This window comes from Pseudomonas sp. SMN5 (assembly GCF_052041925.1).
GTDB lineage: Bacteria > Pseudomonadota > Gammaproteobacteria > Pseudomonadales > Pseudomonadaceae > Aquipseudomonas.
The window spans coordinates 32,545-56,426 of sequence record NZ_JBKGGX010000031.1; the positions used below are offsets into that span (position 1 = coordinate 32,545).

At 61.7% G+C, this 23,882-nt stretch carries 22 protein-coding genes; 5 read left to right on the forward strand and 17 right to left on the reverse strand.

The annotated features are described in order from the left end of the window. Positions 1-150 precede the first annotated feature (150 nt). The 7 genes from ACLEJR_RS23800 to ACLEJR_RS23830 form a co-directional block, all read right to left on the reverse strand. Positions 151-1,212, reverse strand: a complete 1,062-nt coding sequence (locus tag ACLEJR_RS23800) for an ABC transporter substrate-binding protein (protein ID WP_440816920.1) — start codon at positions 1,210-1,212, stop codon at positions 151-153. 18 nt (positions 1,213-1,230) lie between these two features. Further along, positions 1,231-2,346: an NAD(P)/FAD-dependent oxidoreductase gene (locus ACLEJR_RS23805; RefSeq protein WP_440816921.1), complete on the reverse strand. Its 1,116-nt coding sequence runs from the start codon at positions 2,344-2,346 to the stop codon at positions 1,231-1,233. Continuing rightward, entirely contained in the window at positions 2,343-3,698 is a 1,356-nt protein-coding gene (locus tag ACLEJR_RS23810) for an FAD-dependent oxidoreductase (protein ID WP_440816923.1), read from the reverse strand. Before ACLEJR_RS23810 ends, ACLEJR_RS23805 begins: the two co-directional genes overlap by 4 nt. 166 nt (positions 3,699-3,864) lie before the next feature. After that, on the reverse strand, positions 3,865-4,155 hold the full coding sequence (locus tag ACLEJR_RS23815; RefSeq protein ID WP_440795415.1) for a (2Fe-2S)-binding protein: 291 nt from the start codon (positions 4,153-4,155) through the stop codon (positions 3,865-3,867). A 7-nt stretch (positions 4,156-4,162) separates the two neighbouring features. Next, positions 4,163-4,957 (reverse strand): ABC transporter permease, encoded by a 795-nt coding sequence (locus ACLEJR_RS23820; protein WP_440816926.1) that lies wholly within the window; start codon positions 4,955-4,957, stop codon positions 4,163-4,165. A gap of 6 nt (positions 4,958-4,963) precedes the next feature. Further along, positions 4,964-5,833 carry an ABC transporter permease gene (locus ACLEJR_RS23825; protein WP_440816928.1) on the reverse strand — a complete coding sequence of 290 codons (870 nt, stop codon included), beginning with the start codon at positions 5,831-5,833 and terminating at the stop codon, positions 4,964-4,966. After that, complete coding sequence (locus tag ACLEJR_RS23830; RefSeq protein WP_440816930.1) at positions 5,830-6,855, reverse strand: ABC transporter ATP-binding protein; 1,026 nt, start codon at positions 6,853-6,855, stop codon at positions 5,830-5,832. The genes ACLEJR_RS23825 and ACLEJR_RS23830 overlap by 4 nt, the downstream gene beginning before the upstream one ends. Before the next feature lie 245 nt (positions 6,856-7,100). Between ACLEJR_RS23830 and ACLEJR_RS23835 the strand changes: the two genes are divergently transcribed. Beyond that, positions 7,101-7,937 carry an IclR family transcriptional regulator gene (locus ACLEJR_RS23835; RefSeq protein WP_440816955.1) on the forward strand — a complete coding sequence of 279 codons (837 nt, stop codon included), beginning with the start codon at positions 7,101-7,103 and terminating at the stop codon, positions 7,935-7,937. A gap of 130 nt (positions 7,938-8,067) precedes the next feature. On the opposite strand, the gene ACLEJR_RS23840 is transcribed toward ACLEJR_RS23835, so the two are convergent. After that, positions 8,068-8,820 carry an anti-sigma factor family protein gene (locus ACLEJR_RS23840; protein WP_440795422.1) on the reverse strand — a complete coding sequence of 251 codons (753 nt, stop codon included), beginning with the start codon at positions 8,818-8,820 and terminating at the stop codon, positions 8,068-8,070. Then, complete coding sequence (locus ACLEJR_RS23845; RefSeq protein ID WP_440816933.1) at positions 8,817-9,323, reverse strand: sigma-70 family RNA polymerase sigma factor; 507 nt, start codon at positions 9,321-9,323, stop codon at positions 8,817-8,819. Before ACLEJR_RS23845 ends, ACLEJR_RS23840 begins: the two co-directional genes overlap by 4 nt. Before the next feature lie 165 nt (positions 9,324-9,488). Here ACLEJR_RS23845 and ACLEJR_RS23850 point away from each other — a divergent pair, with 165 nt between their 5' ends. Further along, the gene (locus ACLEJR_RS23850; RefSeq protein ID WP_440816935.1) at positions 9,489-10,571 is read left to right on the forward strand and encodes a catalase family peroxidase; all 1,083 of its coding nucleotides are present in this window, start codon (positions 9,489-9,491) and stop codon (positions 10,569-10,571) included. Beyond that, positions 10,568-11,104: a cytochrome b gene (locus ACLEJR_RS23855; protein ID WP_440816937.1), complete on the forward strand. Its 537-nt coding sequence runs from the start codon at positions 10,568-10,570 to the stop codon at positions 11,102-11,104. Before ACLEJR_RS23850 ends, ACLEJR_RS23855 begins: the two co-directional genes overlap by 4 nt. 117 nt (positions 11,105-11,221) lie before the next feature. Here ACLEJR_RS23855 and ACLEJR_RS23860 read toward each other — a convergent pair whose 3' ends face one another. Continuing rightward, the gene (locus ACLEJR_RS23860) at positions 11,222-12,373 is read right to left on the reverse strand and encodes a M14 family metallopeptidase (protein WP_440816939.1); all 1,152 of its coding nucleotides are present in this window, start codon (positions 12,371-12,373) and stop codon (positions 11,222-11,224) included. A 489-nt stretch (positions 12,374-12,862) separates the two neighbouring features. Continuing rightward, entirely contained in the window at positions 12,863-13,210 is a 348-nt protein-coding gene (locus ACLEJR_RS23865) for a DUF6124 family protein (protein WP_440795432.1), read from the reverse strand. A 130-nt stretch (positions 13,211-13,340) separates the two neighbouring features. Here ACLEJR_RS23865 and ACLEJR_RS23870 point away from each other — a divergent pair, with 130 nt between their 5' ends. Then, complete coding sequence (locus ACLEJR_RS23870) at positions 13,341-13,988, forward strand: LexA family protein (RefSeq protein WP_440795434.1); 648 nt, start codon at positions 13,341-13,343, stop codon at positions 13,986-13,988. Positions 13,989-14,017: 29 nt separating this feature from the next. On the opposite strand, the gene ACLEJR_RS23875 is transcribed toward ACLEJR_RS23870, so the two are convergent. The 4 genes from ACLEJR_RS23875 to ACLEJR_RS23890 all read right to left on the reverse strand — a co-directional run bounded on the left by ACLEJR_RS23875 (position 14,018) and on the right by ACLEJR_RS23890 (position 19,654). After that, a complete protein-coding gene (locus ACLEJR_RS23875) occupies positions 14,018-15,967 on the reverse strand; it encodes an acetyl/propionyl/methylcrotonyl-CoA carboxylase subunit alpha (RefSeq protein WP_440816940.1) in 1,950 nt (649 codons plus the stop codon). Continuing rightward, entirely contained in the window at positions 15,964-16,782 is an 819-nt protein-coding gene (locus ACLEJR_RS23880) for a gamma-carboxygeranoyl-CoA hydratase (RefSeq protein ID WP_440795437.1), read from the reverse strand. The genes ACLEJR_RS23875 and ACLEJR_RS23880 overlap by 4 nt, the downstream gene beginning before the upstream one ends. Positions 16,783-16,795: 13 nt before the next feature. Beyond that, positions 16,796-18,400 carry a carboxyl transferase domain-containing protein gene (locus ACLEJR_RS23885; protein WP_440816942.1) on the reverse strand — a complete coding sequence of 535 codons (1,605 nt, stop codon included), beginning with the start codon at positions 18,398-18,400 and terminating at the stop codon, positions 16,796-16,798. 90 nt (positions 18,401-18,490) lie between these two features. After that, on the reverse strand, positions 18,491-19,654 hold the full coding sequence (locus ACLEJR_RS23890) for an isovaleryl-CoA dehydrogenase (RefSeq protein WP_440795441.1): 1,164 nt from the start codon (positions 19,652-19,654) through the stop codon (positions 18,491-18,493). Positions 19,655-19,970: 316 nt separating this feature from the next. Between ACLEJR_RS23890 and ACLEJR_RS23895 the strand changes: the two genes are divergently transcribed. Next, positions 19,971-21,668, forward strand: a complete 1,698-nt coding sequence (locus tag ACLEJR_RS23895) for an AMP-binding protein (RefSeq protein ID WP_440816944.1) — start codon at positions 19,971-19,973, stop codon at positions 21,666-21,668. A 665-nt stretch (positions 21,669-22,333) separates the two neighbouring features. Here the strand turns inward: ACLEJR_RS23895 and ACLEJR_RS23900 are convergent. Both ACLEJR_RS23900 and ACLEJR_RS23905 read right to left on the reverse strand, forming a co-directional pair. Continuing rightward, on the reverse strand, positions 22,334-23,233 hold the full coding sequence (locus ACLEJR_RS23900) for a hydroxymethylglutaryl-CoA lyase (protein WP_440795445.1): 900 nt from the start codon (positions 23,231-23,233) through the stop codon (positions 22,334-22,336). Positions 23,234-23,307: 74 nt separating this feature from the next. Continuing rightward, positions 23,308-23,700 (reverse strand): MerR family transcriptional regulator, encoded by a 393-nt coding sequence (locus ACLEJR_RS23905; RefSeq protein WP_440795447.1) that lies wholly within the window; start codon positions 23,698-23,700, stop codon positions 23,308-23,310. Positions 23,701-23,882: the final 182 nt, after the last annotated feature.

Consider the following 23,882-nt stretch of genomic DNA (forward strand, 5'->3'; position numbering starts at 1 on the left):
GCAACCAACCAGACACACCTCGGTGTCTGGTTTCGGGCCTGCTGCGCAGTCTAGCGGGAGCTTGCTCCCTCGCCACAAGTCAGGGGTCAGTTCATTTGCATCGGGCACAAGCCCGAACATATTTGGCATGATACAGGATGTTCGATCCCGCTAGCGCTCGATGCTGCGGTTCCAACGGGCATTCCAGGCCGGGCGCTGTTCGTTGACCTGGTCCCAGTCCACCGCGATGGCGGTCTCCAGGTACTGCTTCATGGCTTCTACCTGGCCACGGGTCTTGTCGGTAGTCGGGGTGTTGGGGTTGGACGGGATCTGGTCGCCCTCTTCCAGGGCGATGGCCTGGGCCTCGGGGGTCAACAGGAAGGCGGCGAGCTTTTGCGCCAGCTCAGGCTGAGTGTTGCGGGCGATGGTGCACTCGGCGACGTTGAGCACCACGGCGCCTTCCTTCGGCTGCGCATATTCCACCGGCATGCCCTTGAGTTTCAGGGCGGTGACCTGGGTCGGCGTCAGTGGGAACAGCGCAGCCTCGTCGGTCTGCAGCATTTCGGAAATCTTCGCCGAGCTTGGAATGTACTCCAGTACGTTGCGCCCGACCGTATTCGGCCACGCCTTGAAGCCCGGCTCGACATCGGTCTCGCTGCCGCCCTGGATCCGGTTGAACATCAGGAACCCGTGCAGGCCGAAGGTCGAGGACGCCATCGACTGGAATACCACTTTGTCCTTGAAGCGCGGATCGGCCAGGTCCATCCAGGAGCTCGGTGCGTTCCAGCCTTTTTCCTTGAACAGCCGGGTGTTGTAGGCAAGCCCTGTCACGCCGAGGCTCACGGCCACGGCCTGATCCTTGATGCGACCTTTGGCCGGAATCTGCGCCAGGGGCGGGCTGTCCTGGAGCTTGTCGCACAGGCCCATGGAGATGGCGCGGTACATGATGCCGTCATCCAGGAACATCACGTGCATTTGCGGGCTGTCTTTGCTGGCCTGGACCTTCGCCAGGATGTCGGCGGAGGTGCCGGGCACGATCACTACCTTGACGTTGTTGGCTTTCTCGAAGGCCGGCAAGACCTTGTCGGCGTAGAGCCGCTCCATGGTCCCACCGTTCATGCCCAGGTAAAGCGTCGGCTCGGCCAGCGCCTGGGTGACCGGGAGCAGGGCGCCCAGACAGGCGGAACCCAGCGAGCAGAAACCGAACAATGCACTGCGTTTGACGTTATTCATTGGCGCGACCTTCCTCTATCAAACAACGGAGATGGAGTGAAACCGGGTGATGGAAAACGCATCCAGCGGCGTGGTTGAAGCGCCGCAGCAGATGATCTCGGTGAGCGCTTGGCCCACCGCCGGGCCGATCTGGAAGCCCGCGCCGGCAAAGCCGAACGCGTGCAACAGGCCGGGTTGGGTGCTACTGGGCCCGATCACTGGCTGGCGATCAGGCAGATAGCCTTCGGTGCCGCTCCAGGTGCGAATCGCCTGGGCGCCTTGCAGAAACGGATACAGTTCGACCGCTTGGCGCAGGATCTCGATCACTGCGTTTTGTCCCGGTCGGACGCGTGACCCATCCAGGGCATAGCCTTGGCCGCCTCCCAGTACGCAATTGCCGCGGGCGACCTGGCGCGCATAGATGCCGCCGCCCTCCACGCCGGTGCTGGCGTCCATCACCAACGGCAGGGGTTCGGTGACCAGCATCGCCGGGTGCCCGGCATGCATCGGCACCGCTTCGCCGAACTGCGCGGCAAAATGACTCGCCCAGGCGCCGGCACAGTTCAGCAGCCATGGCGCGTGAAACCGCTGGCCCGTCTCGGTGCGCACATCGAAGCGCTGGCCGTCATAGGCAACGCCGCTGACGGCGCATTGTTCATGGATCTGCGCCCCGTGCCGACGGGCAGCCTGGGCGAAGGCCGGCGATACCAGGCGCGGGTTGGCGTGGCCGTCATCCGGGCACAGCGAGGCCCCGACGGCGACGGCGCCGACCCATGGGAAACGGGCGCGCAGTTCATCGCGGTCCAATAGCTGCAAATCGAGGCCGAAGCCCTGGCTGCTGCGGGCGTAATCCTGCAGTGCCTGGAAGTCCTCGGCGCTGCGGGCCAGTTTCAAATGACCGCTGCGCTGGTACTCACCGTCGATGCCGATCAACTGCGGCAGCCGGCCCCAGATCTCATGGGCCCGTTGCGACAGCGGCAATTGCGACAGCGGCCGGCCCTGGCGACGTACGCCGCCATAGTTCACGCCGCTTGCGTGCGAGCCGCAGAAATCCCGTTCCAACAGGGCCACCCGGCGTCCGGCCTGGCTCAGGAACAAGGCGGCCGAGGCACCGACGATGCCGCCGCCGATGATCACCACATCCACGTCGATCATGGCTCGACCTCCAGCCCGAATGGCACCGGTTTGATGGGCGCCTGGGCCCGCAGACGGCCAACGCCGCAGATCGGGCGATTGGTTTCCCGGGCGATGATTTCCGCGGCGGCTGCGCCGCACATCCGCCCCTGGCAGCGGCCCATGCCGACCCGGCAATGGGCCTTGACCCGGTTGATTTCCCAATGACCTTCGGCCACCACCTGGCGGATATCGCCGACGCTGACTTCTTCGCAGCGGCAAACCATCAGGTTGTCCGGCGCATCGCCGGCCCAGTCTTCGGGAAAGGCGAATGCGCGCTCCAGGCCCTGGCGGAACTGCCCGATGCGTTCAAGTGCGCTTTCCAGCTGGTTGCAATGTTGCGGGTCGGTCAGGTACCCGAGGTCTTCGAGCAAGGCCAGGGCTGCCCGTTCGCCGGCCATTTCGGCGGCGTCGGCGCCCATGATGCCGGCGCCGTCACCGGCCAGGTACACCCCACGCACGCTGCTGCGACCGGCGCGGTCGCGTCGTGGCAGCCAGGCGCGGTTGAGTTCGCTCCAGGAGAATTCGCAACCCAGCAGATCGGCCAGTTGGGTTTCGCTGCGCAAGCCGTGGGCGAAGGCGACGGCGTCGCAATCCAGGGATTGCTCGCCCTTGGCGTTGCGCCATTGCAGTGACTGCACCCGGCGTTCGCCATTGATACGCAACAGGTTCGCGCCTTGATGCACAGCGATGCCATGGGCGGTCAGCCAGGCGCGGTAGTAAAGCCCCTTGGCGAGCGTTGTCGGTTGCCTTAGCAAACCGGGCAGGGCGCGGGCCTGAGCGCTGAAAGGGGAACTGTCGAGGACAGCCACCACGTGCGCGCCGGCCTTGGCGTATTGGTACGCGACCAGGTAGAGCAACGGCCCGCTGCCGGCGAACACCACCCGCTCGCCGATGGCGCAGCCCTGGAATTTCAAGGCAATCTGCGCGGCGCCGAGGCTGTAGGCCCCAGGCAGGGTCCAACCAGGGACTGGCAGGATCCGGTCGGTGGCGCCGGTGGCGACGATCACGCTGGCATACTCGAGACGGTCGGCGCGGCCTTCATGCAAAGTGTCCAGCAGCCCGGCCTCGGCGTTCCACACCAAGGTATCGGGGCGATAGTCGAGCTGTTCGCGCAGCGTATCGAGGGTCTGATGGATGGCGTTGGCCTTGTGGGCTTCAAAGCCATAGAGCCCGACCGCCGACCGTTTGAAATTGGCCGGCTGGCGCCGATAGATCTGCCCACCGCCGCGCGCGGCTTCATCCAGCAGCACCGGGTACAGACCATGGGCGACCAGCGTCTGCGCCGCACGAATACCGGCCGGGCCGGCGCCGATGATGGCGATCGGTTTCATGGGCACCTCATGGCCAGGGCGTTGGCGTAGGCGGTGTATTTCACGACGCTATCGCGAGCAGGCTCGCTCCCACAGGGGGGCTGTGTTGGACACGAGTTTTGCGAACGCTCTCGGGTCCCTATGGGAGCGAGCTTGCTCGCGACGGGACTTAACGGGATCCCACGGTTCATAGCTGACGCCCCGGCTCACGGTTGATCTGCTGGCCGGCTTCGAGCAGGGTGGAGCAGGCGCGGACGCGGCGGCCGTCGCCCAGGCGGACCCAACAGTCCTGGCAGGCGCCCATCAGGCAGAAACCGGCCCGTGGTTCGGCGCTGAAATCGCTGCCGCGCAAGTGCTCGCTGCTGGTCAGTACGGCTGTCAGCAACGTGTCGCCCAGCAGACCCCGAGCCGGTTGGCCGTCGAGGGTAAAGTCCAGGGCCGGGCGGTCGCCTTCGGCCAGTCGTTTCAGCAGAGCCATGGCGCCCTCATTGTTTACCCACCAGGACCCGATCCAGGCCGTAGACCCGATCGAGCAGAATCATCGTCAGCGCAGTGAGCGCGATGACCAGTGCCGACACCGCCGCCATCATCGGATCGATGGATTCGGTGGCGTAGACATACATGCGTACCGGCAATGTTTGCGTGGCCGGCGAGGTGACGAAAATCGACAGCGTGACTTCATCGAAACTGTTGATGAACGCCAGCAGCCAGCCTCCGGCCACCCCTGGCAGAATCATCGGCAAAGTGATCTGCCGGAACAGCGTGAAGCGCCCGGCCCCCAGCGATTGCGCGGCCTGCTCGGCGCTGCGGTCCAGGCCGATGGCTGAAGCGAGCACCAGGCGCAGCACGTACGGGGTGATCACCAGCACGTGGGCAAAGATCAGCCAGGCAAAGCTGCCGTTGACGCCCATCAAGGCGAACAAGCGCAGCAGCGCCACACCCAATACCAGGTGCGGAATGATGATCGGCGACAGGAACAGCCCATTGAAAAAGTCCCGGCCGGGAAACTCGAGCCGGGTAATCGCAAGGGCTGCCGGGACTGCGATGATTGTCGCCAGCGAGGCGGCGCAGAAGGCCAGGATCAGGCTGTTGTAGAACGCATCGACAAAGTCGGCACGCTCGAACACCGCGCGGAACCAGCGCAGGGAAAACTCCGTGGTCGGCAGGCTCAACGTGTTTTCCGGGGTGAAGGCGACGAGGCAGACCACCACCAGCGGCGCCAGCATGAACACCACCACCAAGGCATGGAACAACAGGGCAAAAGGACCGTTTCTGGACATGACGAATTACCCCAATGACTTCTTGTAGCGGCCTTCGATCATCCGGTTCCACGACAGCATGATCAGCAGGTTGAGCAGCAGCAGTGCGATGGCAATGGCTGCGCCCATGGGCCAGTTGAGTTCCGACAGGTATTGGTCGTAGATCAGCGTCGCGACCATTTTCAAACGGCGTCCGCCGAGCAGGCCGGGGATCGCGAACGAACTGGCGGCGAGGCCGAACACGATCAGGGTGCCCGACAGCACCCCGGGCATGATCTGCGGCAACACGATCTTGCGGATCACCGTGAACTGGCTGGCGCCAAGAGACAGCGCCGCCTGTTCGGCGGCCGGGTCGAGTTTTTGCAACGAGGTCCAGACCGGAATGATCATGAACGGCAACATCACATGAACCAGGGCGATAACCACGGCGAACGGCGTGTACAGCAGCTTCAGCGGCGAGCCGCCAAGGGCTTGCAACGTCTGGTTGACCAGGCCGTCGGCGCCGAGCAACAGGCTCCAGCCAAAGGCCCGCACCACCACCGAAATCAACAGCGGCGTCAGGATCAGGACCAGGAAAATAGAGCGCCATGGCGCGCCCATTCGGCTCAGGATGTAGGCCTCGGGCACGCCGATCAGCACGCACAACAACGTGGTCAGGGCGCTGATCCAGAAGGTGCGCAGGAAAATCTCGTAGAAGTATGGGTCACCCAGCAGGCTGGTGTAGTGATCGAGGGTGTACGCGTCGCTGTTGATACCCGAGCCGTAGTCAAAGACGTTGAACGACAGCACCAGTGTCAGGCCCAGGGGAATGATCAACAGACCGAGGTAAAGGGCCAGGGCCGGTGCGGACATCAGGTAGCCTTGCCGGCCACGGCGCATTGCATCGATCCATTTCATGCCGGCACCTCGTCGCAGGCCAGCACCCGGAGCAACGCCGGATCCCAATCGAGGCCCACGGCGGTGCCCTCGGTCATCGGCGCGCTCCCGTCATTGCGGCGCACCACGCACAGTTCGCCCAGGCTGGTGGAGACGCTGTACAACCATTGGCTGCCGAGGAAGAAACGGCTGATGAGGGTGCCCTGCAGGCGGCCCGAGCCGGGCGCGCACAGGTCGATTTTTTCCGGACGCAGGCTCAAGGTCAGGTCGCCTTCGCCCTGGCCGCAGGCCTGGACGACCCCGGCACTGTCGCGCTTGCCGGGCAACAGATTGGCCTTGCCGACGAAACCAGAGATGAATTCGGTGCGCGGGTGCTCGTAGAGGGTGTAAGGCGCATCGATCTGGGTGATGCGTCCGGCCTGCATCACCACGACCCGGTCACTGATGGACAGTGCTTCGGATTGATCATGAGTGACCATCAGCGTGGTGATCCCGACCTCTCGCTGGATGCGGCGGATTTCGTATTGCATTTCTTCGCGCAGGTTGGCGTCGAGGTTGGACAGCGGTTCGTCGAGCAGCAGCACCGGCGGCTCGATCACCAGGGCGCGGGCCAGTGCCACCCGCTGGCGCTGGCCGCCGGAAAGCTCGCGTGGATAGCGTTCGGCGTGCCGGTCCAGGCGCACCAGTTGCAGCACCCGATCCACTCGTTGGCGCAAGTCGTCGTTGGCCACCTTGCGCATGCGCAGGCCGAAGGCGACGTTGTCCCGCACGGTCATGTGGGGGAACAGCGCGTAGCTCTGGAACACCACGCCCAGGCCACGGCTGGCAGGCTTGGCGTGAGTGATGTCGCGTCCGTCGAGCAGAATGCGTCCGCTGCTGACTTCGACGAAGCCGGCGATCATTTGCAGGGTTGTGGTCTTGCCGCAGCCGGAAGGCCCCAGCAGCGAGACGAATTCGCCTTTTTCCACCGAGAGATTGGTGGCCACCACGGCATCGATATCGCCGTAGCGTTTGCCAAGTTCTTCAAGTCGCACGAAAGCCATGACTGCGCTCCACCTGAGATTGTTATGCGTCGCCGCGCAAGCGCGCTTTTTTGTATGGGCAGATACGAAAGGGTGCTGCGGGGTGCGTTGGCGCTCGACCTGGGGTCGGCTGCCGCTGTTGTTCGAATCGCCCCTGTATGGACGCAGAGTAGGACGAAGACTAGGATGGGCTCAATGCACTATTTCACTGAGAAACGGATTATTTCAATTTTATTCAATGAATGAATCATTTTTAGAGAAATCGGATTTTGAATTCCACTGAGCGAAATATCGAAAAAAGCGAAGCCGGGGTCGGCGCAGTCTCCAGGTTGTTTGCTGTTTTACGCAGCCTCGGTGACGCCGTTGAGGGCGGGGAGCGGGTGACGCAGTTGGCCCAGCGCATCGGTCTGTCACAGCCGACCACCCATCGCTTGCTGCGCAGCCTGATGGACGAGGGCATGGTCGAGCAGGATGTGCGCAGCAAACGCTATCGGCTGAGCCTGGACTTCTTCGCCCTGGCCGCACGCGCCGGTAATACCGCAAACCTGCGCGAGCTGGTGCGGCCAGCGATGCTGCGGTTGTCGGCGTCGTTGGGAGACTCGTTGTTCCTGCTGGCGCGCAGCGGTTTCGATGCGATCTGCCTGGACCGCAGCGAAGGGCCGTTCCCGATTCGCACGTTCACCGGTGACATTGGCGGCCGTGTGGCGCTGGGCGTGGGGCAGGGCAGCCTGGCGATCCTGGCGTTCCTGCCGCAGGAAGAGCGCGACACGGTGATCCATTACAACTTGCCACGGCTCAAGGATTTCCATCTCTACGACGAAGTCTTCCTGCGCTCGGAGGTGGAGAACGTGCGCACACTGGGCTACGCCGGGCGCAACACCGGCGTGCTGCAAGGCATGGCTGGCGTCGCCGTGCCGATCCTCGACCGTGACGGTCGCGCCGTGGCCGCCCTGAGCGTGGCGACCGTGAGCGACCGCCTGGGGCCTGATCGTTTGCCGACCGTCGTGGAGATGCTCAAGCGTGAAGCGGCCCTGATCGGCCCCCGGATCAACCCGTTCGATCCGGTGTTGCGCAGGCCTTCGCAGGTGTTCGGACAGGGATGAATACCCTCTCAAGAACACCATGAACGCTGTGGGAGCGAGCCTGCTCGCGATGGCGGCATATCAGTACCGCTAATGTTGACTGACCCACCGCTATCGCGAGCAGGCTCGCTCCCACAGGGGATTGCGGTGTTCAGAAATTCAGGGTCTGTCTGAGCTTCTGCGCCGCCGGCATGTCGCTGGGGATGACCACCGCATAGTTGTACCCCGGACCGGACCAGTATTCGGCCTGCAACTCGCCATCGCGACGGCTGCCGCGAGGTAGCAAAAAGTTTCGCGGACCCGGCGGGCGCACGTAGAAACTGATTTTCTGACCGCTCGCGTCTTGATACACCACCATTGCCGCAGCACCTTGTTCGGTGCTGAGCAGTCGTCCGCTGACTGGCTTGAAGCCCGCCGCCGACAGGTCCGGCAAGCGATTGGCCTGGGTGAAATAGCGGTCGAGCCAGTCTTGCATATGCTGTTCGTCGCCGGTCTGGTAGTCGGCTGGGAGAATGCCCTGCTGGGCGAACAACCGGTACGCCTGCATGGCATCCGCCATGGGCGCTGCGGCGCGAAGCAGGGTCATTTCCCGCGCCTGCCAGCCGCTGACCCCGCCCACGCTGAGCGCCATCAGCAGCACCGCGGCGCTGGCAAGGTAGCGTCGGGAGCGGGATTTCAGGCGGCGGCGAATCATCGCCGGATCCAGATCCGGATTGGCCGGTTGCTGCAAGGCTCCGCCCAGCGCCGTGCGCAGCTGTTGCGCGTCCTGTTGCCAACCTCGGACCCGGGCGGCGATTTCGGGATGGGAGGCGAGGTAGCTCTGCATCAGGCGCTGGTCGGTAGGGCTCAGTTGACGGTCGACGTACGCGTGCAAGTCGCTGTCGCTGGGGGGCATGCTGATCATTTGAGTATTCGCAAGGTAGGTCGGCTGATCTCACCGTCGCTGAGCTGGCGCAGAGCTTGGCGGGCGCGGGACAGGCGTGACATTACGGTGCCGGTCGGTACGTCGAGGATGTTGGCGACTTGCTGGTAGCTCAAGCCTTCCACCGACACCCACAGTAACAGCGCGCGTTGTTCTGTCGTCAGTTGGTCGAAGGCCTGGAGGGACGATTGCGCGATCACACTGCGCTCGGCCGAAGGGTGGGCATCGTCGCGACCGGTGAAAAACTCCAGCATCCGCGCATAGCGCCGGGAGCGGCGATGAGCGTCGAGAAACTGCCGGTACAGAATCGAAAACAGCCAGGCGCGCAGGTCACCCTCCGGATGTTTGTCGTTCCATTTGGACAACGCTCGTTCCAGGCACGTCTGCACCAGGTCGTCGGCGTTGCTGGGGTTGCGCGTCAGCGACACGGCAAAACGCCGTAGCCTGGGGATGAGCTCGCGCAACTGTTCATCGAGTTCGTTCATGGGTCGTGGCTTCAAGGGCAGTCACTGCGCCGGGACTGGAAAGACGCCCCGCGAACGAGATTATTCCAACGCGGAAAAAATAAATACGCGGCGTGGGAATAAACCTGTCCGGCCTTCGTCTGACAGGTCCTTGCACAGATGGCCTCGGGCCTTGGAGCTGTTCTCATGGTTGATCCCTCATCCTCGCCGCGCCGGCCACCGTTGAGTGGCGCGCAACTGACCCTGCGCCTGGCCGGTATCGCGGTGATTGTCGCGGCGCTGGCCGGGGCGTTTGCCTACGTCAACGGCACACTCGACCCACAGCGTCTGACTCCCGATGCGCTGGTCAACGTGTTGGAAAAAAACAACGGAGTGCATCCGGGCTTCCGGCGCAATCACTCGAAAGGGGTTTGTGTCGTGGGGTATTTCGAGAGTACAGGTGAGGCGAGCGCGTTTTCCAGTGCCCAGGTGTTCACGTCGATGCGCACCCCCGTGGTCGGACGGTTCGCCTTGCCCAGCGGCAACCCCTATGCACCGGACGGCAGCGTGCCGATTCGCAGCCTGGCGCTGCGCTTCACCCAGGCCAACGGCCAGCAATGGCGCACAGGCATGAACAGCATGCCGGTGTTTCCGGTGGGCACGCCCGAAGCGTTCTACCAATTCCAACAGGCCCAGTTGCCGGATCCGGCTACCGGCAAACCCAACCCCACGGCTGTACCGGCGTTCTTTGCCGCGCACCCGGAAGCCATGCCGTTTTTGCAGTGGATCAAGACCGCCAGACCGTCGGCCAGCTATGCCACCGAAACCTATAACGGCATCAACGCGTTCTATCTGGTCAACCCGGCAGGGCAACGCCAGGCCGTGCGCTGGGGGGTGGTACCGCTGAGCCAGGACTCGGCGGATGCGGTGCCGGCCCAGGGTGCCGATTTCCTGGAGCAGGACCTGGTGAAGCGTCTTGCCAGCGGCCCCTTGCGTTGGCAGTTGAACATCACCCTGGCCAATCCGGGAGACCCGGTGAACGATGCCAGCAAGAGCTGGCCCGCTGACCGCAAGGTGCTCAATGCCGGTACGTTGGTGCTGGAGCGTACCCAGTCCCAGGACAACGGCGAATGCCGCGATATCAACTACGACCCGTTGATCCTGCCCAATGGGATCGAAGGTTCCGACGACCCGTTGTTGGCGGCGCGTTCCGCTGCCTACGCCAGTTCCTACCTGCGACGTACCAGCGAAGTGATCCAACTGCCCGCCACCCAGGAGTCCCGCCCATGAGCGCCCCTCGTCACTTCGCACCGCTGGCGCGGCTGCTGCACTGGTTGATGGCCTTGATGATCATCGCCATGCTGTTTATTGGCGCAGGCATGGTCGCTTCGGTGTCCGAGCGCCATGAATGGCTGCTGCAACTACACAAGCCTTTGGGCATCGCGATTCTGTTGCTGGTGATCGTGCGGCTGATCGTGCGCTTCACCACCCGGCAGCCACCGTTGCCGGCCGATCTGCCGGGCTGGCAAGTGCTGGCGGCCAAGGCCTCGCATGTTCTGTTGTACGCGCTGATGCTGGTCCTGCCGCTGCTGGGCTGGGGGATGATCTCCGCAGCGGGGGATCCGGTGATGCTCAGCCAGTCGTTGCAACTGCCGTCGATCCTGCCAGCAGACGCGCAGACGTTTGCGTTGTTGCGCAAGGCTCACGGATACCTGGCTTATCTATTGTTCATGACGGTGCTGGTACACCTGGCGGCAGCGTTGTTCCATGCCTGGGTGCGGCGCGATGAAGTGCTGGATAGCATGTTGCGTGGGCGAGGGTGATGCACATCCGTGGCGAGGGAGCTTGCTCCCGCTGGACTGCGTAGCAGTCCTGTTTTTCAAGAGGAGCTTTCGCCCCAGCGGGAGCAAGCTCCCTCGCCACGGGGACTGTGTCGCTTTTCAGCGCAGTTCGTCGACCATATCCGCAATCGTACTCAACACGTCCTTGCCCAACTGCATCGAGCGTTTGCCGGACCAGCCAGTGAGCGGGTTCGGGTGATCGTCGTGGTCCTTGAACGGCATTTCCAGGGTCAGGGAGAGGCAGTCGTATTTCTGCCCGACCGCGTTGCAGGCCAGGGTCATGTTGGCCTGGCCCGGTTCATCGCGGGTATATCCGTAGGTAGTCTGGAAATCTTTGGTCTGGTGCTTGAGATGGCTGCGAAACTGCTCTTCGAGTTTGGCGATGCGCGGCGTGTAGCCCGGATTGCCTTCGCAGCCGGCGGTGAAGACATGGGGGATCGTCTCATCGCCATGAGCATCGAGGAACAGGTCGACGCCATACTTTTCCATCTGCTGCTGGACGAACAGGACTTCAGGGCTGACCTCCTGACTGGCGCTCTGCCAGGCCCGGTTCAGATCCTGGCCCATGGCATTGGTGCGCAGGTGGCCGTGGAAGGCGCCGTCCGGGTTCATGTTCGGCACCAGGTACAGATCGGCTTTGGCGAGCAGGCGATTGAGTTGCGCATCGTCATGATGTTGAAGGCGCTCGATCACGCCCTCCATGAACCATTCAGCCATGTGCTCACCCGGGTGTTGCTGGGCGATGATCCAGATTTTGCGCTGGCCTTGAGCACCGCTGCCCTTGCGCAGCAGTTGAATGTCACGACCTTCCACGCTTTTGCCCACGGCCAACAGTTCGGCGCCGGCCTTGTGCTGCGCCTGTTCGATCAGCCAGTCGTGACGGCCACGGCTGTAGGGTTCGAAATAGGCAAACCAGGCGTGGGATTGTTCGGCCTCCAGATGGAAGCGCAGGGCATCGCCTTCGAATTGCGTCGGGATTCGGAACCAGTTGACGTGGTCGTACGATGCAACCGCCTGGTAACCGCTCCACCCCTTGCTATAAGACGACTGGCTGGCATTGAGCAGGCGGAAGGAATATTCCTGACCCACGTGCAGGCCGCTGGCCTTGAAGTGAAACCACTGGAAATGGGCGCTGCGGGTATCGGGCCGGATCCTGAGTAGCGACTGCAACGGGTTGCTGACGTCGACCACCTCAATGTTGCCGCTGTCGAAATTGGCGCTGATGTCAAAGGAAGATTTAGCCACGGTCACAATTCCTTGTAAGGATTTTTATGGCCGTTACTTTACACGCAAGAGGCAGGGCGTCGGGACGATTTACGTCAAAGAAAGGGGGGCGTCCTCCCTGGACGCTGAGCCAGCTTAGAGAGTCGGCAATTGATTCTCAAGTGCGGGTTGTCGATGCTGCCTGGCCGATGCGAGCGGTGCCGGACTTTTGTAAATGGATATTCATTTGCTATCATCGCCGCCATCGAATCAGCAACATCAAAGACTTCATTAGCCTGAAGCCATAAGCCGAAAATCGGCAAAAAAAAAGACCCGGCAAAAAGCCGGGTCAAAAACCGTGATTAGCCTGATGAGGAGATATTCCAGAAGTCCGACCTAAGGTTTTCTGGTCTATCGACTGATCTCGCGACCAGCTGATGCAATAATAATCATTATCATTTGCAAGTCAAATGATTTTATCGCGTCGATTGGAATCTTTTTTCTGGTCGTCCACCTTCGTGACGACCTTCCCAAGGGTTACACCTGGCGAGTAGGGTAGCCATCCAGGGATCGGTCAAGCATCACCTTGACCAGATCGATCATATGCACCACCGAGAAGGCGAGGTCGCGGCTCGAGCCATCCAGCCGATTGGCCGACTCATGAGCGGTGGCAGCTGCACATCGCAGTAAGTCGCAGGCGTGAACCAAGGCTTCCTCGGCACCAATGTTGCGATTCACGTCAAAGAATCGATGTTCCGTCTTTTCCTCCGAAACAGCTGGTTTCAAGTAATAGTCAAGGGCGCGCTGGGCTGCAGGACAATCCTGAAGCGGAGGAAATGTGCCGTTGAATGGGCTGTTGGGCAGGTCTTTATTGGATGTGTCCATGGTGTCGGGAATCTCCGTGTAGAGGGCTGAACTCCTGAATCCAGAATAGTACCTGTCGTAATTGTGACGATAATTTAAATACTACAAGTTGTGTTTTGAGGGTCGGAGGCGCCCACGTATCGTGCCGCACATGGATAAATGGATAGAGTTGGTCAAGGCCAAAATGAAGGAGCTGCACATCACGCAGGTGGTGCTTGCAGAACGGTTGGGAATGTCCCAGGGCGGCGTCGGCCATTGGTTGACCAAACGCCGGGAGCCCAGTGTCAAAGACATGAATCGAGTCCTGAAGGAGCTAGGACTGGAATTTCTTGAAGTAGCAACGGTGATTCGTGAGCCGGACACTTCCACCGAAGAGGGCATGGCCCTGGCGCACAAGTACAACCCGTACTTCCGCTATCCGGTCAGTGAATGGCATGAACTGAACAACATCCGCGAAGGCGACCCAGGTGCCTACAGCCCTTCACGCTATGAACTGACGGATTACCATGCCCGGGGAGACGCGTTCTGGCTGGTAGTGGTGGGTGATGCGATGACGGCGCCGAGCGGGTTGAGCATCCCCGAGGGAATGTCGATCCTTGTAGACCCGGCCGTCGAGGCGGTGCCCGGCAAACTGGTCGTCGCGTACTTGCCCGGCAGCAGCGACGCGACCTTTCGTAAGCTGATCGAGGAGAGCGGGCAGCGTTACCTGGTCCCGCTCAATCCGACTTACCCGAAAAACCTCTACACCGAACAATGCCGCATCATCGGCGTGGTGGTGCAGGCGACGATCAGGTTCTGACCGGATCGGCTCCTGGAACGGGCCGATTCCTACTCCTCGAACGCCACCAGGGCGCTGCCCTCACTGACCATTTCACCTTCCTGGCAGTACAGCGCCTTGATCACCCCGGCCTTGGACGCACGGATGCTGTGCTCCATTTTCATCGCCTCCAGAACCACCAATTGCGCCCCGGCCTCCACGGTCTGGCCGATGCTCACCAGAACCCGGACGATGCTGCCGTTCATGGGCGCGGTCAGGCCTCCTTGGTGACCGTGACTGGCTTCTGCAGCGGCCAGCGGATCGAACAGATCGATTCGGTGCAGGTCATCCGCCCATTGCAGATACAGGCTATCGCCTTGGCGGATCGCCTGATGATTGCGGCGCAGCCCATTGTGCTCGACCACCAGTTGCTCGCCTTTCAGTTCAGCGCAACCGGCCGTCATGTCCAGGGTAATCGCCCGGTCCTGACCTTCGCAGCTCAGGTGCAGGGTGATTTCGTTCGCCAATCCCAGGCGCAGCCCGGCGGTATCGGCCCAGGGTGAGTACACGTCATCAGGTCGTACGCGGGGCGTGAGACTCAAGGCGAAACCTTGAGCGGCGGCATACCAGAATCCGTCGTCCAGCTCCCCCTGCTCCGGCAGTAATTGCGCCTGGTGACGTGGGATAAATCCGGTATCCAGCTCCGCCGCTGCGAAAGCAGGATGAGCGACGATGCGCCGCAGAAAACCGATATTGGTCCTGAGCCCACCGATGGCGAACTCATCGAGCATGCCGAGCAAGCGCAATCGCGCCTGCTCACGGTTTTCTCCCCAGGCAATCAACTTGCCGAGCATCGGGTCGTAGAACGGCGAGATCTCATCGCCTTCTTCAACCCCGCTGTCGACCCGGCGTCCCGGTCCTTGGGACGATTCGCGGTACAGCGCCAGGCGCCCGGTAGCCGGCAGGAAATCGTTGGCCGGGTCTTCGGCATACAGGCGTACTTCGATCGCATGACCCCGCAACGGCACTTGCTCCTGGGTGATAGGCAACGGCTCGCCCTGGGCGACGCGGATCTGCCAGGCCACCAGGTCCAATCCGGTGATCGCTTCGGTGACCGGGTGCTCGACCTGCAACCGGGTGTTCATCTCCATGAAGAAAAACTCACCCCGCGAGTCCAGCAGGAACTCCACCGTGCCTGCCCCGACATAGCCGATGGCCTGGGCTGCGCGTACTGCTGCTTCCCCCATCGCCCTGCGCAACTGTGGGGTCAGGCCGGGGGCAGGGGCCTCCTCTACCACTTTCTGATGGCGGCGCTGGATCGAGCAATCGCGCTCGTTGAGATACAGGCAGTTGCCGTGACGATCAGCGAAGACCTGGATTTCCACGTGGCGCGGCTTGAGCAGGTATTTTTCCACCAGCATCCGCGAATCGCCGAACGACGATTGCGCTTCACGTTGTGCCGAGGCCAGGGCTTCGGCCAGTTGGCTGACTTCCTCGACGACCTTCATGCCCTTGCCGCCACCGCCCGCGGTGGCCTTGAGCAACACCGGATAGCCAATGCGCTCGGCAGCCTCACGGAAGGTTTCAAGGTCCTGGGCTTCGCCGTGATAGCCCGGCACCAAGGGCACGCCGGCAGTTTCCATCAGGGCCTTGGCCGCGGATTTGCTGCCCATTGCATCAATGGCCGAGGCCGGCGGGCCGAGGAAGATCAAACCGGCGTTTTCAATCGCCCGGGCGAACCCGGCGTTCTCGGACAAGAAGCCGTAGCCAGGATGGATCGCTTGGGCGCCACTGGCCTGGGCGGCGGCGATCACCTTGTCGATCTGCAGATAGCTGTCCGTCGCCTTGCTGCCGCCCAGATCAACGCTGATGTCGGCTTCACGGCTGTGGCGAGCATTACGGTCGGTGGCGCTGTGCACCGCCACGGTGGTCAGACCCATGGCCTTGGCGGTGCGCATCACACGGCAGGCGATTTCGCCGCGGTTGGCGACCAGCAAAGTGGTGATGGCAGGGGCGCTCATTGACGCGGCTCCTTGTTGTTCGGCTCGGCTTGCCAGCTCGGCGTACGTTTTTGCAGGAATGCCCGCAGGCCTTCCTGACCCTCGGGGCTGACGCGGATGCGGGCGATGGCGTTTTCGGTGTAGCGTCGCAGCGCCGGGGTGAGGGCGCCGTTGCCGACTTCACGCAGCAGTTCCTTGCTGGCGCGCATGGCCGCCGGGCTATTGAGCAACAGGTTGGCGATCCATTGCTCGGCCTGATCATCCAGCGTCTCGGCCGGGTAACTTTCCGACAATAAACCGATCTCTTTCGCACGTTGGCCACCGAAGCGTTCGGCGGTCAAGGCGTAACGTCGCGCTGCCCGCTCGCCGATCGCCTGCACCACGAACGGACTGATCACCGCCGGTGCCAGGCCAATGCGTACTTCCGACAGGCAGAACTGTGCTTCATCGGCACCGATGGCCATGTCACAGGCGCTGATCAGCCCCAGCGCACCGCCGAACGCCGCGCCCTGGACGACTGCCAGCGTGGGAATCTTCAGTTTGGCGAGGTTGTACATCAGTTCCGCCAGCTCACGGGCGTCGTCGAGGTTGGTGTGGTAGTCGAGCTCGGCCGATTGCTGCATCCAGGCCAGGTCGGCACCGGCGCTGAAATGTTTGCCGCGGCCGCGAATCAGCAGGAAGCGCAGGCTCGGATCGCTGCTGATCTGGTCCAGGGCCAGGATCAGCTCGCGGATCATCTCGGCGTTGAAGGCATTGTTCTTCGACTCGCGGCTCAGCCACAGGGTGGCGACGCCACGGGAATCGGTGAGCAGTTCCAGGGTGTTGAAATTTTCCATGGGCATTCCCCGTTTACATCCGGAACACGCCGAAGCGGCTCGGTTCGATAGGCGCGTTGAGTGACGCGGACAAGGCCAGACCCAGTACATCGCGGGTCTGGGCGGGGTCGATGACGCCGTCGTCCCAGAGTCTTGCGCTGGAATAATAGGGGTGTCCCTGTTCTTCGTACTGGTCGAGGATCGGCTGCTTGATCTCGGCTTCCTGATCGGCACTGAACGGATGGCCGCTGCGCTCGGCCTGTTCGCGCTTGACCTGAACCAGCACCCCGGCCGCCTGTTCGGCACCCATCACGCCGATTCGCGCATTCGGCCACATCCACAGGAACCGCGGGTCGTACGCCCGGCCACACATACCGTAGTTGCCCGCCCCGAAACTGCCGCCGATGATCACGGTGAATTTCGGTACTTTGGCGCAAGCCACGGCGGTCACCAGCTTCGCCCCATGCTTGGCGATCCCGCCGGCCTCGTATTTCTGGCCGACCATGAAACCCGTGATGTTCTGCAGGAACAGCAGCGGAATGCCGCGTTGGCAGGCCAGCTCGATGAAATGCGCGCCTTTTTGCGCCGCCTCGGCAAACAGAATGCCGTTGTTGGCCAGGATCGCGACCGGGTAACCGTGCAGATGGGCAAAGCCGCACACCAGCGTCGTGCCGAACAGCGCCTTGAACTCATCGAATACCGAGCCGTCCACCAGGCGTGCGATCACTTCCCGGACATCGAACGGTTGTTTGGGATCGGCTGAAACCACGCCGTACAACTCGTCACCCGAATACAGCGGGGCGATGGGTTGGCGTTGCTGCAGCTCACCGAGTTTGCGCCAGTTTAGGTTGGCCACGCTGCGCCGGGCCAGGGCCAGGGCATGTTCGTCGCTGTCGGCGTAGTGGTCGGCGACTCCGGAAATCTTGCAATGCACATCGGCACCGCCCAGGTCCTCGGCGCTGACCACTTCGCCAGTGGCGGCTTTTACCAGGGGCGGGCCGGCCAGGAAAATGGTCGCCTGTTGGCGGACCATGATGGCTTCATCTGCCATCGCCGGCACATAGGCGCCGCCAGCGGTGCAGGAGCCCATCACCACCGCCAGCTGAGGGATGCCCTGGGCGCTCATGTTGGCCTGGTTGAAGAAAATCCGCCCGAAGTGCTCGCGGTCCGGAAACACCTCGTCCTGACGCGGCAAATTAGCGCCGCCGGAATCCACCAGGTAAATGCAGGGCAGGCGGTTCTGCTGGGCGATGGCCTGGGCGCGCAAATGTTTCTTCACGGTCAGCGGGTAGTAGGAGCCGCCTTTGACCGTCGCGTCGTTGGCGACGATCATGCATTCGACGCCTTCCACCCGACCTATGCCGGCAATCACGCCGGCGGCGGGCACGTCTTCACCATAGACCTGATGAGCGGCGAGGGGGCTGATTTCCAGGAACGGCGAGCCGGGATCGAGCAATCGGTTGATGCGTTCACGCGGCAGCAGTTTGCCCCGTGAAGTATGCCGCTCCTGGGCCTTGAGGCCGCCGCCTTGTCGGACCTGGGCGAGCAAGGTGTGCAGCGCTTCGACCTGTTCGAGCATTGCGTCGCGGTTGGCGATGAAGTCGGGCGAACGCGGGTTGAGCTGGGTGTGCAGAATCATGGCTACTCCGTAGCAGCTTTGAGCTTCAAGCCACAAGCTACAAGCAAGAGCGCAGTTCGCTTGCCGCTTGTTGCTCGTAGCTGACGAAATTCATTTCGTTTCGTTGAACAGTTCGCGACCGATCAACATGCGACGAATCTCACTGGTGCCGGCACCGATTTCATACAACTTGGCGTCCCGTAGCAGGCGACCGGCCGGGAATTCATTGATGTAGCCGTTGCCGCCGAGAATCTGGATCGCGTCGAGGGCCATCTGGGTGGCGCGTTCAGCACTGTAGAGAATCACCCCGGCAGCATCCTTGCGGGTGGTTTCGCCGCGCTCGCAGGCCTGAGCCACGGCATACAGGTAGGCGCGGCTGGCATTGAGCTGGGTGTACATGTCTGCGACTTTGCCCTGGATCAACTGGAATTCGCCGATGCTCTGGCCGAACTGCTTGCGGTCATGAATGTACGGGACGATCAGATCCATGCAGGCTTGCATGATCCCGGTCGGGCCGCCGGACAACACCACCCGTTCGTAGTCCAGACCACTCATTAGCACTTTCACACCGCCGTTGAGCACGCCGAGAATGTTTTCTTCCGGCACTTCGACGTCATCGAAGAACAGCTCGCAGGTGTTGGAGCCGCGCATGCCGAGCTTGTCGAACTTGTTGCTGCGGCTGAAGCCTTTCCAGTCGCGTTCGACAATGAACGCGGTGATGCCGTGGGGACCTTTTTCCAGGTCGGTCTTGGCATAGATCACGTAGGTGTTGGCATCCGGGCCGTTGGTGATCCAGGTCTTGCTGCCGTTGAGTACGTAGTGGTCGCCACGCTTGTCGGCGCGTAATTTCATCGAGACGACGTCGGAACCGGCGTTCGGCTCGCTCATCGCCAGCGCGCCGATATGCTCGCCGCTGATCAGCTTGGGCAGGTATTTGATTTTCTGATCATGGTTGCCGTTACGGTTGATCTGGTTGACGCAGAGATTGGAGTGAGCGCCGTAGGACAGGGCGACCGACGCCGAGCCACGGCTGATTTCTTCCATCGCCACCACATGGGCCAGATAGCCGAGGCCCGCGCCGCCGTATTCTTCCGGTACGGTGATGCCCAGCAGGCCCATGTCGCCGAACTTGCGCCACATGTCGGCAGGAAACAGGTTGTCGCTGTCGATCTGAGCCGCGCGAGGGGCCAGCTCGGCCTTGACGAAGGCTTGTACCTGGTCGCGCAACATGTCGATGGTTTCGCCGAGGGCAAAATTCAGGGATGGGTAGCTCATGGGACACCTTTGGCTTTTTTGTAGGGTGTGGAGGAGCGATGAAGTGGCTCTCACCTTTACGTTAACGTAAGCCTGCGATGGATGGCTGTCAATCGCCTTTACGTTAACGTCAACTTGAGCGAGAGTAAGAGCGCTTTATCAGCTTTTGTGGCGAGGGAACTTGCTCCCGCTCAAGCGCGTAGCGCTCGTATCTAGTTTTCGCGTGCTTACTATGACGACTGCTGCGCAGCCGAGCGGGAGCAAGCTCCCTCGCCACAGAAGCCTGTGTGCACAAGGTTCACCGCTACACCCACTAATAAAGACAAGAGGGGGCGTCATGGATCAACCCGGTTCGCAATCGCAGCTCAGCTACACCCGAGGCTCGCAGGCCAAGGGTCTGCTGGCGCAAACCATCGGCGAGGCTTTCGACCAGACCGTTCAGCGGTATCCCGACGGCGAGGCGCTGGTGGTTCGTCACCAGTCGTTGCGCTACACCTGGCGGCAGCTGGCCGAAGCGGTGGACCTGCACGCCCGGGCCTTGCTGGCGCTGGGTTTGCAGCCCGGCGATCGCCTCGGTGTCTGGGCGCCCAATTGCGCTCAATGGTGCATCAGCCAGTTCGCCAGTGCGAAGATCGGCGTGATCCTGGTCAACATCAACCCGGCCTATCGCACTTCCGAACTGGAGTACGTGCTTAAACAATCCGGCTGCCAGTGGCTGGTGTGTGCCGGTGCGTTCAAGACTTCGGACTACCACGCGATGCTGCAAGCCCTGGCGCCGGAGTTGGCCGAGCAGTCAATCGGCCACTTGCGCAGCGAGCGCCTGCCGGAGTTGCGTGGGGTGATCAGCCTCGATCCCCAGCCCCCATCCGGTTTCCTGCCCTGGTCGCAATTGACAGCCCTTGGCGCAGCGGTGACGCCTGCGCGACTGGCCGAGCGCCAATCCAGCCTGCATTACGATCAAGCGGTGAATATCCAGTACACCTCCGGTACCACCGGTTTCCCCAAGGGCGCGACTCTCAGTCATTACAATATTCTCAACAATGGCTACATGGTCGGCGAAAGCCTGGGCCTGAGCGACATCGACCGGTTGGTGATCCCGGTGCCGCTCTACCATTGCTTCGGCATGGTCATGGGCAACCTGGGCTGCATGACCCATGGCAGCACCATGATCTACCCCAACGATGCCTTTGATCCGCTATTGACGTTAAAGACCGTCGCCGACGAAAAGGCCACCGCGTTGTACGGCGTACCGACCATGTTTATCGCCATGCTCGACCAGCCGCAGCGGGGCGAGTTCGACCTGTCCAGCCTGCGCACCGGGATCATGGCCGGGGCCACCTGTCCGATTGAAGTGATGCGGCGGGTAATCGGCGAGATGCACATGAGTGAAGTGCAGATTGCCTACGGCATGACCGAAACCAGTCCGGTGTCACTGCAGACCGGTCCTGCGGATGAGCTGGAGCTGCGCGTGACCACCGTCGGGCGCACCCAGCCGCACCTGGAAAGCAAGATCATCGACGAGGCCGGAGACCTCGTGCCCCGGGGTACCATCGGCGAGCTGTGTACCCGCGGTTACAGCGTGATGCTCGGCTACTGGAACAATCCCGAAGGCACTGCCGGTGTCATCGACCAGGAACGTTGGATGCATACCGGCGACCTGGCGACGATGGACGAGCAGGGTTACGTCTGCATCGTCGGGCGTAACAAGGACATGATCATTCGCGGCGGCGAGAATATTTACCCCCGTGAGCTGGAAGAGTTTTTCTTTACACACCCGGCGGTGGCCGATGTACAAGTGATCGGCATCCCTTGTTCGCGCTATGGCGAAGAGATCGTCGCCTGGATCAAGTTCCATCCCGGCCACAGCGCCACGGAGCAGCAATTGCAGGCCTGGTGCAAGGAGCGCATTGCGCACTTCAAGACGCCACGTCACTTCAAGTTCGTCGAGGCGTTCCCGATGACCGTGACCGGCAAGATCCAGAAATTCCGCATGCGCGAAATCAGCATTGAAGAGCTGGGTGATAGGGCAGACTGAGCAAATCCGCCTGTGGGAGCGAGCCTGCTCGCGATAGCGGTGTAACAGTTGATATATCTGCAAGCTGACACTGCGCCATCGCGAGCAGGCTCGCTCCCACAGGGCTTGCGCCAGGAGAAACCTGAAATCCGGAAAGCACAAAGGGGAGCCGAAGCTCCCCTTTAATTTGTCGTCGCGTGCTCTTTTTTTATTATTGAGGGGCGGCCTGTTGTTGTTTTTGGCAGCCGTGGCCCTTTACCGCTGTTTTTGGCGATCCCCATCCGGGATCAAGAGCAAACGTATTTTTTTGAGCGCTGATCTGCTTTTTCGCCTGGCGATCCAACCGATTCGGGAGCTACCTGAAGGTAGTTTTATTATTCTCTGCCCGGTTGCGGGTTGCTCCTGGAAGCACCCTGAAAAGCACATCTTCTCCAAAAAAATCTGTTAGCTGCGTCTCTGCCGTGTTGTTTTTGTTATCTCAGAGTCGTTTCGTCTTGTTTTTATTGGGTTTGCTGCTTTTTTTTATTCTTGTTATGCCAGAGATATAGCAGGTGGCGTGCCAACTTTTAAAAATTCTTATAAATCAGGGTGTTGGGTTTTTTCGCCGAAAATCCTGTCGGTGCAAACCTGACAAATTGTTTCCGTGTTACTCGTTTCGCCGCCGTTACAAAGCCAGCGGTAACACCTCACTGTGCACGGCGGGCCTTGGCGACGCGTGAACCGGTAGGGCGACCTAGCACGGCACAGATGTGTTGACCGGCGTCGATCAGGGCGTCCAGATCAACACCGGTTTCTATACCCAAGCCATTGAGCAGGTACAGCACGTCTTCGGTCGCAACATTACCGCTGGCGCCCTTGGCATAAGGACAGCCCCCCAGGCCGGCGATGGAACTGTCGAACACTGCGATGCCTTCCAGCAGGCTGGCGTACACGTTGGCCATGGCCTGGCCATAGGTGTCGTGGAAGTGACCGGCGAGCTTGTCCCGTGGCACCTGCGCACCCACCACTTCGAACATCCTGCGCGTGGCGCCGGCAGTGCCCGTGCCGATGGTGTCGCCCAGAGACACTTCATAGCAGCCCATCTCATACAACTCGCGGGCGACCCAGGCGACCTGCTCAGGCTTGACCGCACCTTCGTACGGGCAGCCCAGCACGCAGGACACGTAACCGCGCACGCTGACGCCGTGCTGCCGGGCGGCTTGCATGATCGGTGCGAAGCGTTCCAGGCTTTCCTTGATGGAGCAATTGATGTTGCGTTGGGAAAATGCTTCGGAGGCGGCGGCAAACACTGCCACTTCTTTCACGCCGGCGGCGAGTGCGTCTTCAAAACCCCGCAGGTTCGGTGCCAGGGCGCCATATGTTACGCCGGGCTTGCGTTGGATCTGTGCGAACACCTCGGCGGAACCGGCCATCTGCGGCACCCATTTGGGTGAGACAAAACTGCCGACTTCGATGTAGCCCAGGCCGGCGGCGCTCAAGGCGTCCACCAGGCGCACCTTGTCGGCGACGCTGATGGGTTGCGCTTCGTTCTGCAGGCCGTCACGGGGGCCGACTTCGATCAAGCGTACAAAGGAGGGGAGGGACATGGGGTTGACCTGTGTGGTTTGCCAATGATGTCGAGAACGATGATGTCTCCCACAGAGGCAGTTGTGTCATTGGATTATTCATCACCGTTGATCGTCTGCTCCAGCGCCTGGATGCAGCGTTCTTCGGCGGTGTCGAGTTCCAGTTTCATCTGCTCGATGTCCAGCAATTGCTGTTCGAGTTGTTCCCGGCGTTCGGCAATTTTCGCCAGCATGCTGTGCAGCTGTTTCTGGTTGCCGCTGGTGGGGTCGTAGAGCTCGATCAGCTCGCGGCACTCGGCCAGGGAAAAACCGATGCGCTTGCCCCGCAGGATCAGCTTCAGGCTGACTTTGTCCCGGGGCGAGTAGATACGTTCCTGGCCCCGACGCTCCGGGCTGAGCAGGCCTTGTTCCTCATAGAAACGGATGGCCCGCGTGGTGATGTCCAGCTCGCGGGCGAGGTCGGAGATGCTATAGGTCTGGCTGCTCATGGAAGCGCTCGAAACGAAAAGGGCTGGCGCTAAGCTAAAGGCAGGTTGACGTTCGCGTCAAGCAAAGGGCTGTTGGTGCTCGACGGTAAAAGCAGAACCTGTGGGAGCGAGCCTGCTCGCGATAACGGTAGATCGGCCGACATCAGCGCTGACTGACCTGACGCTATCGCGAGCAGGCTCGC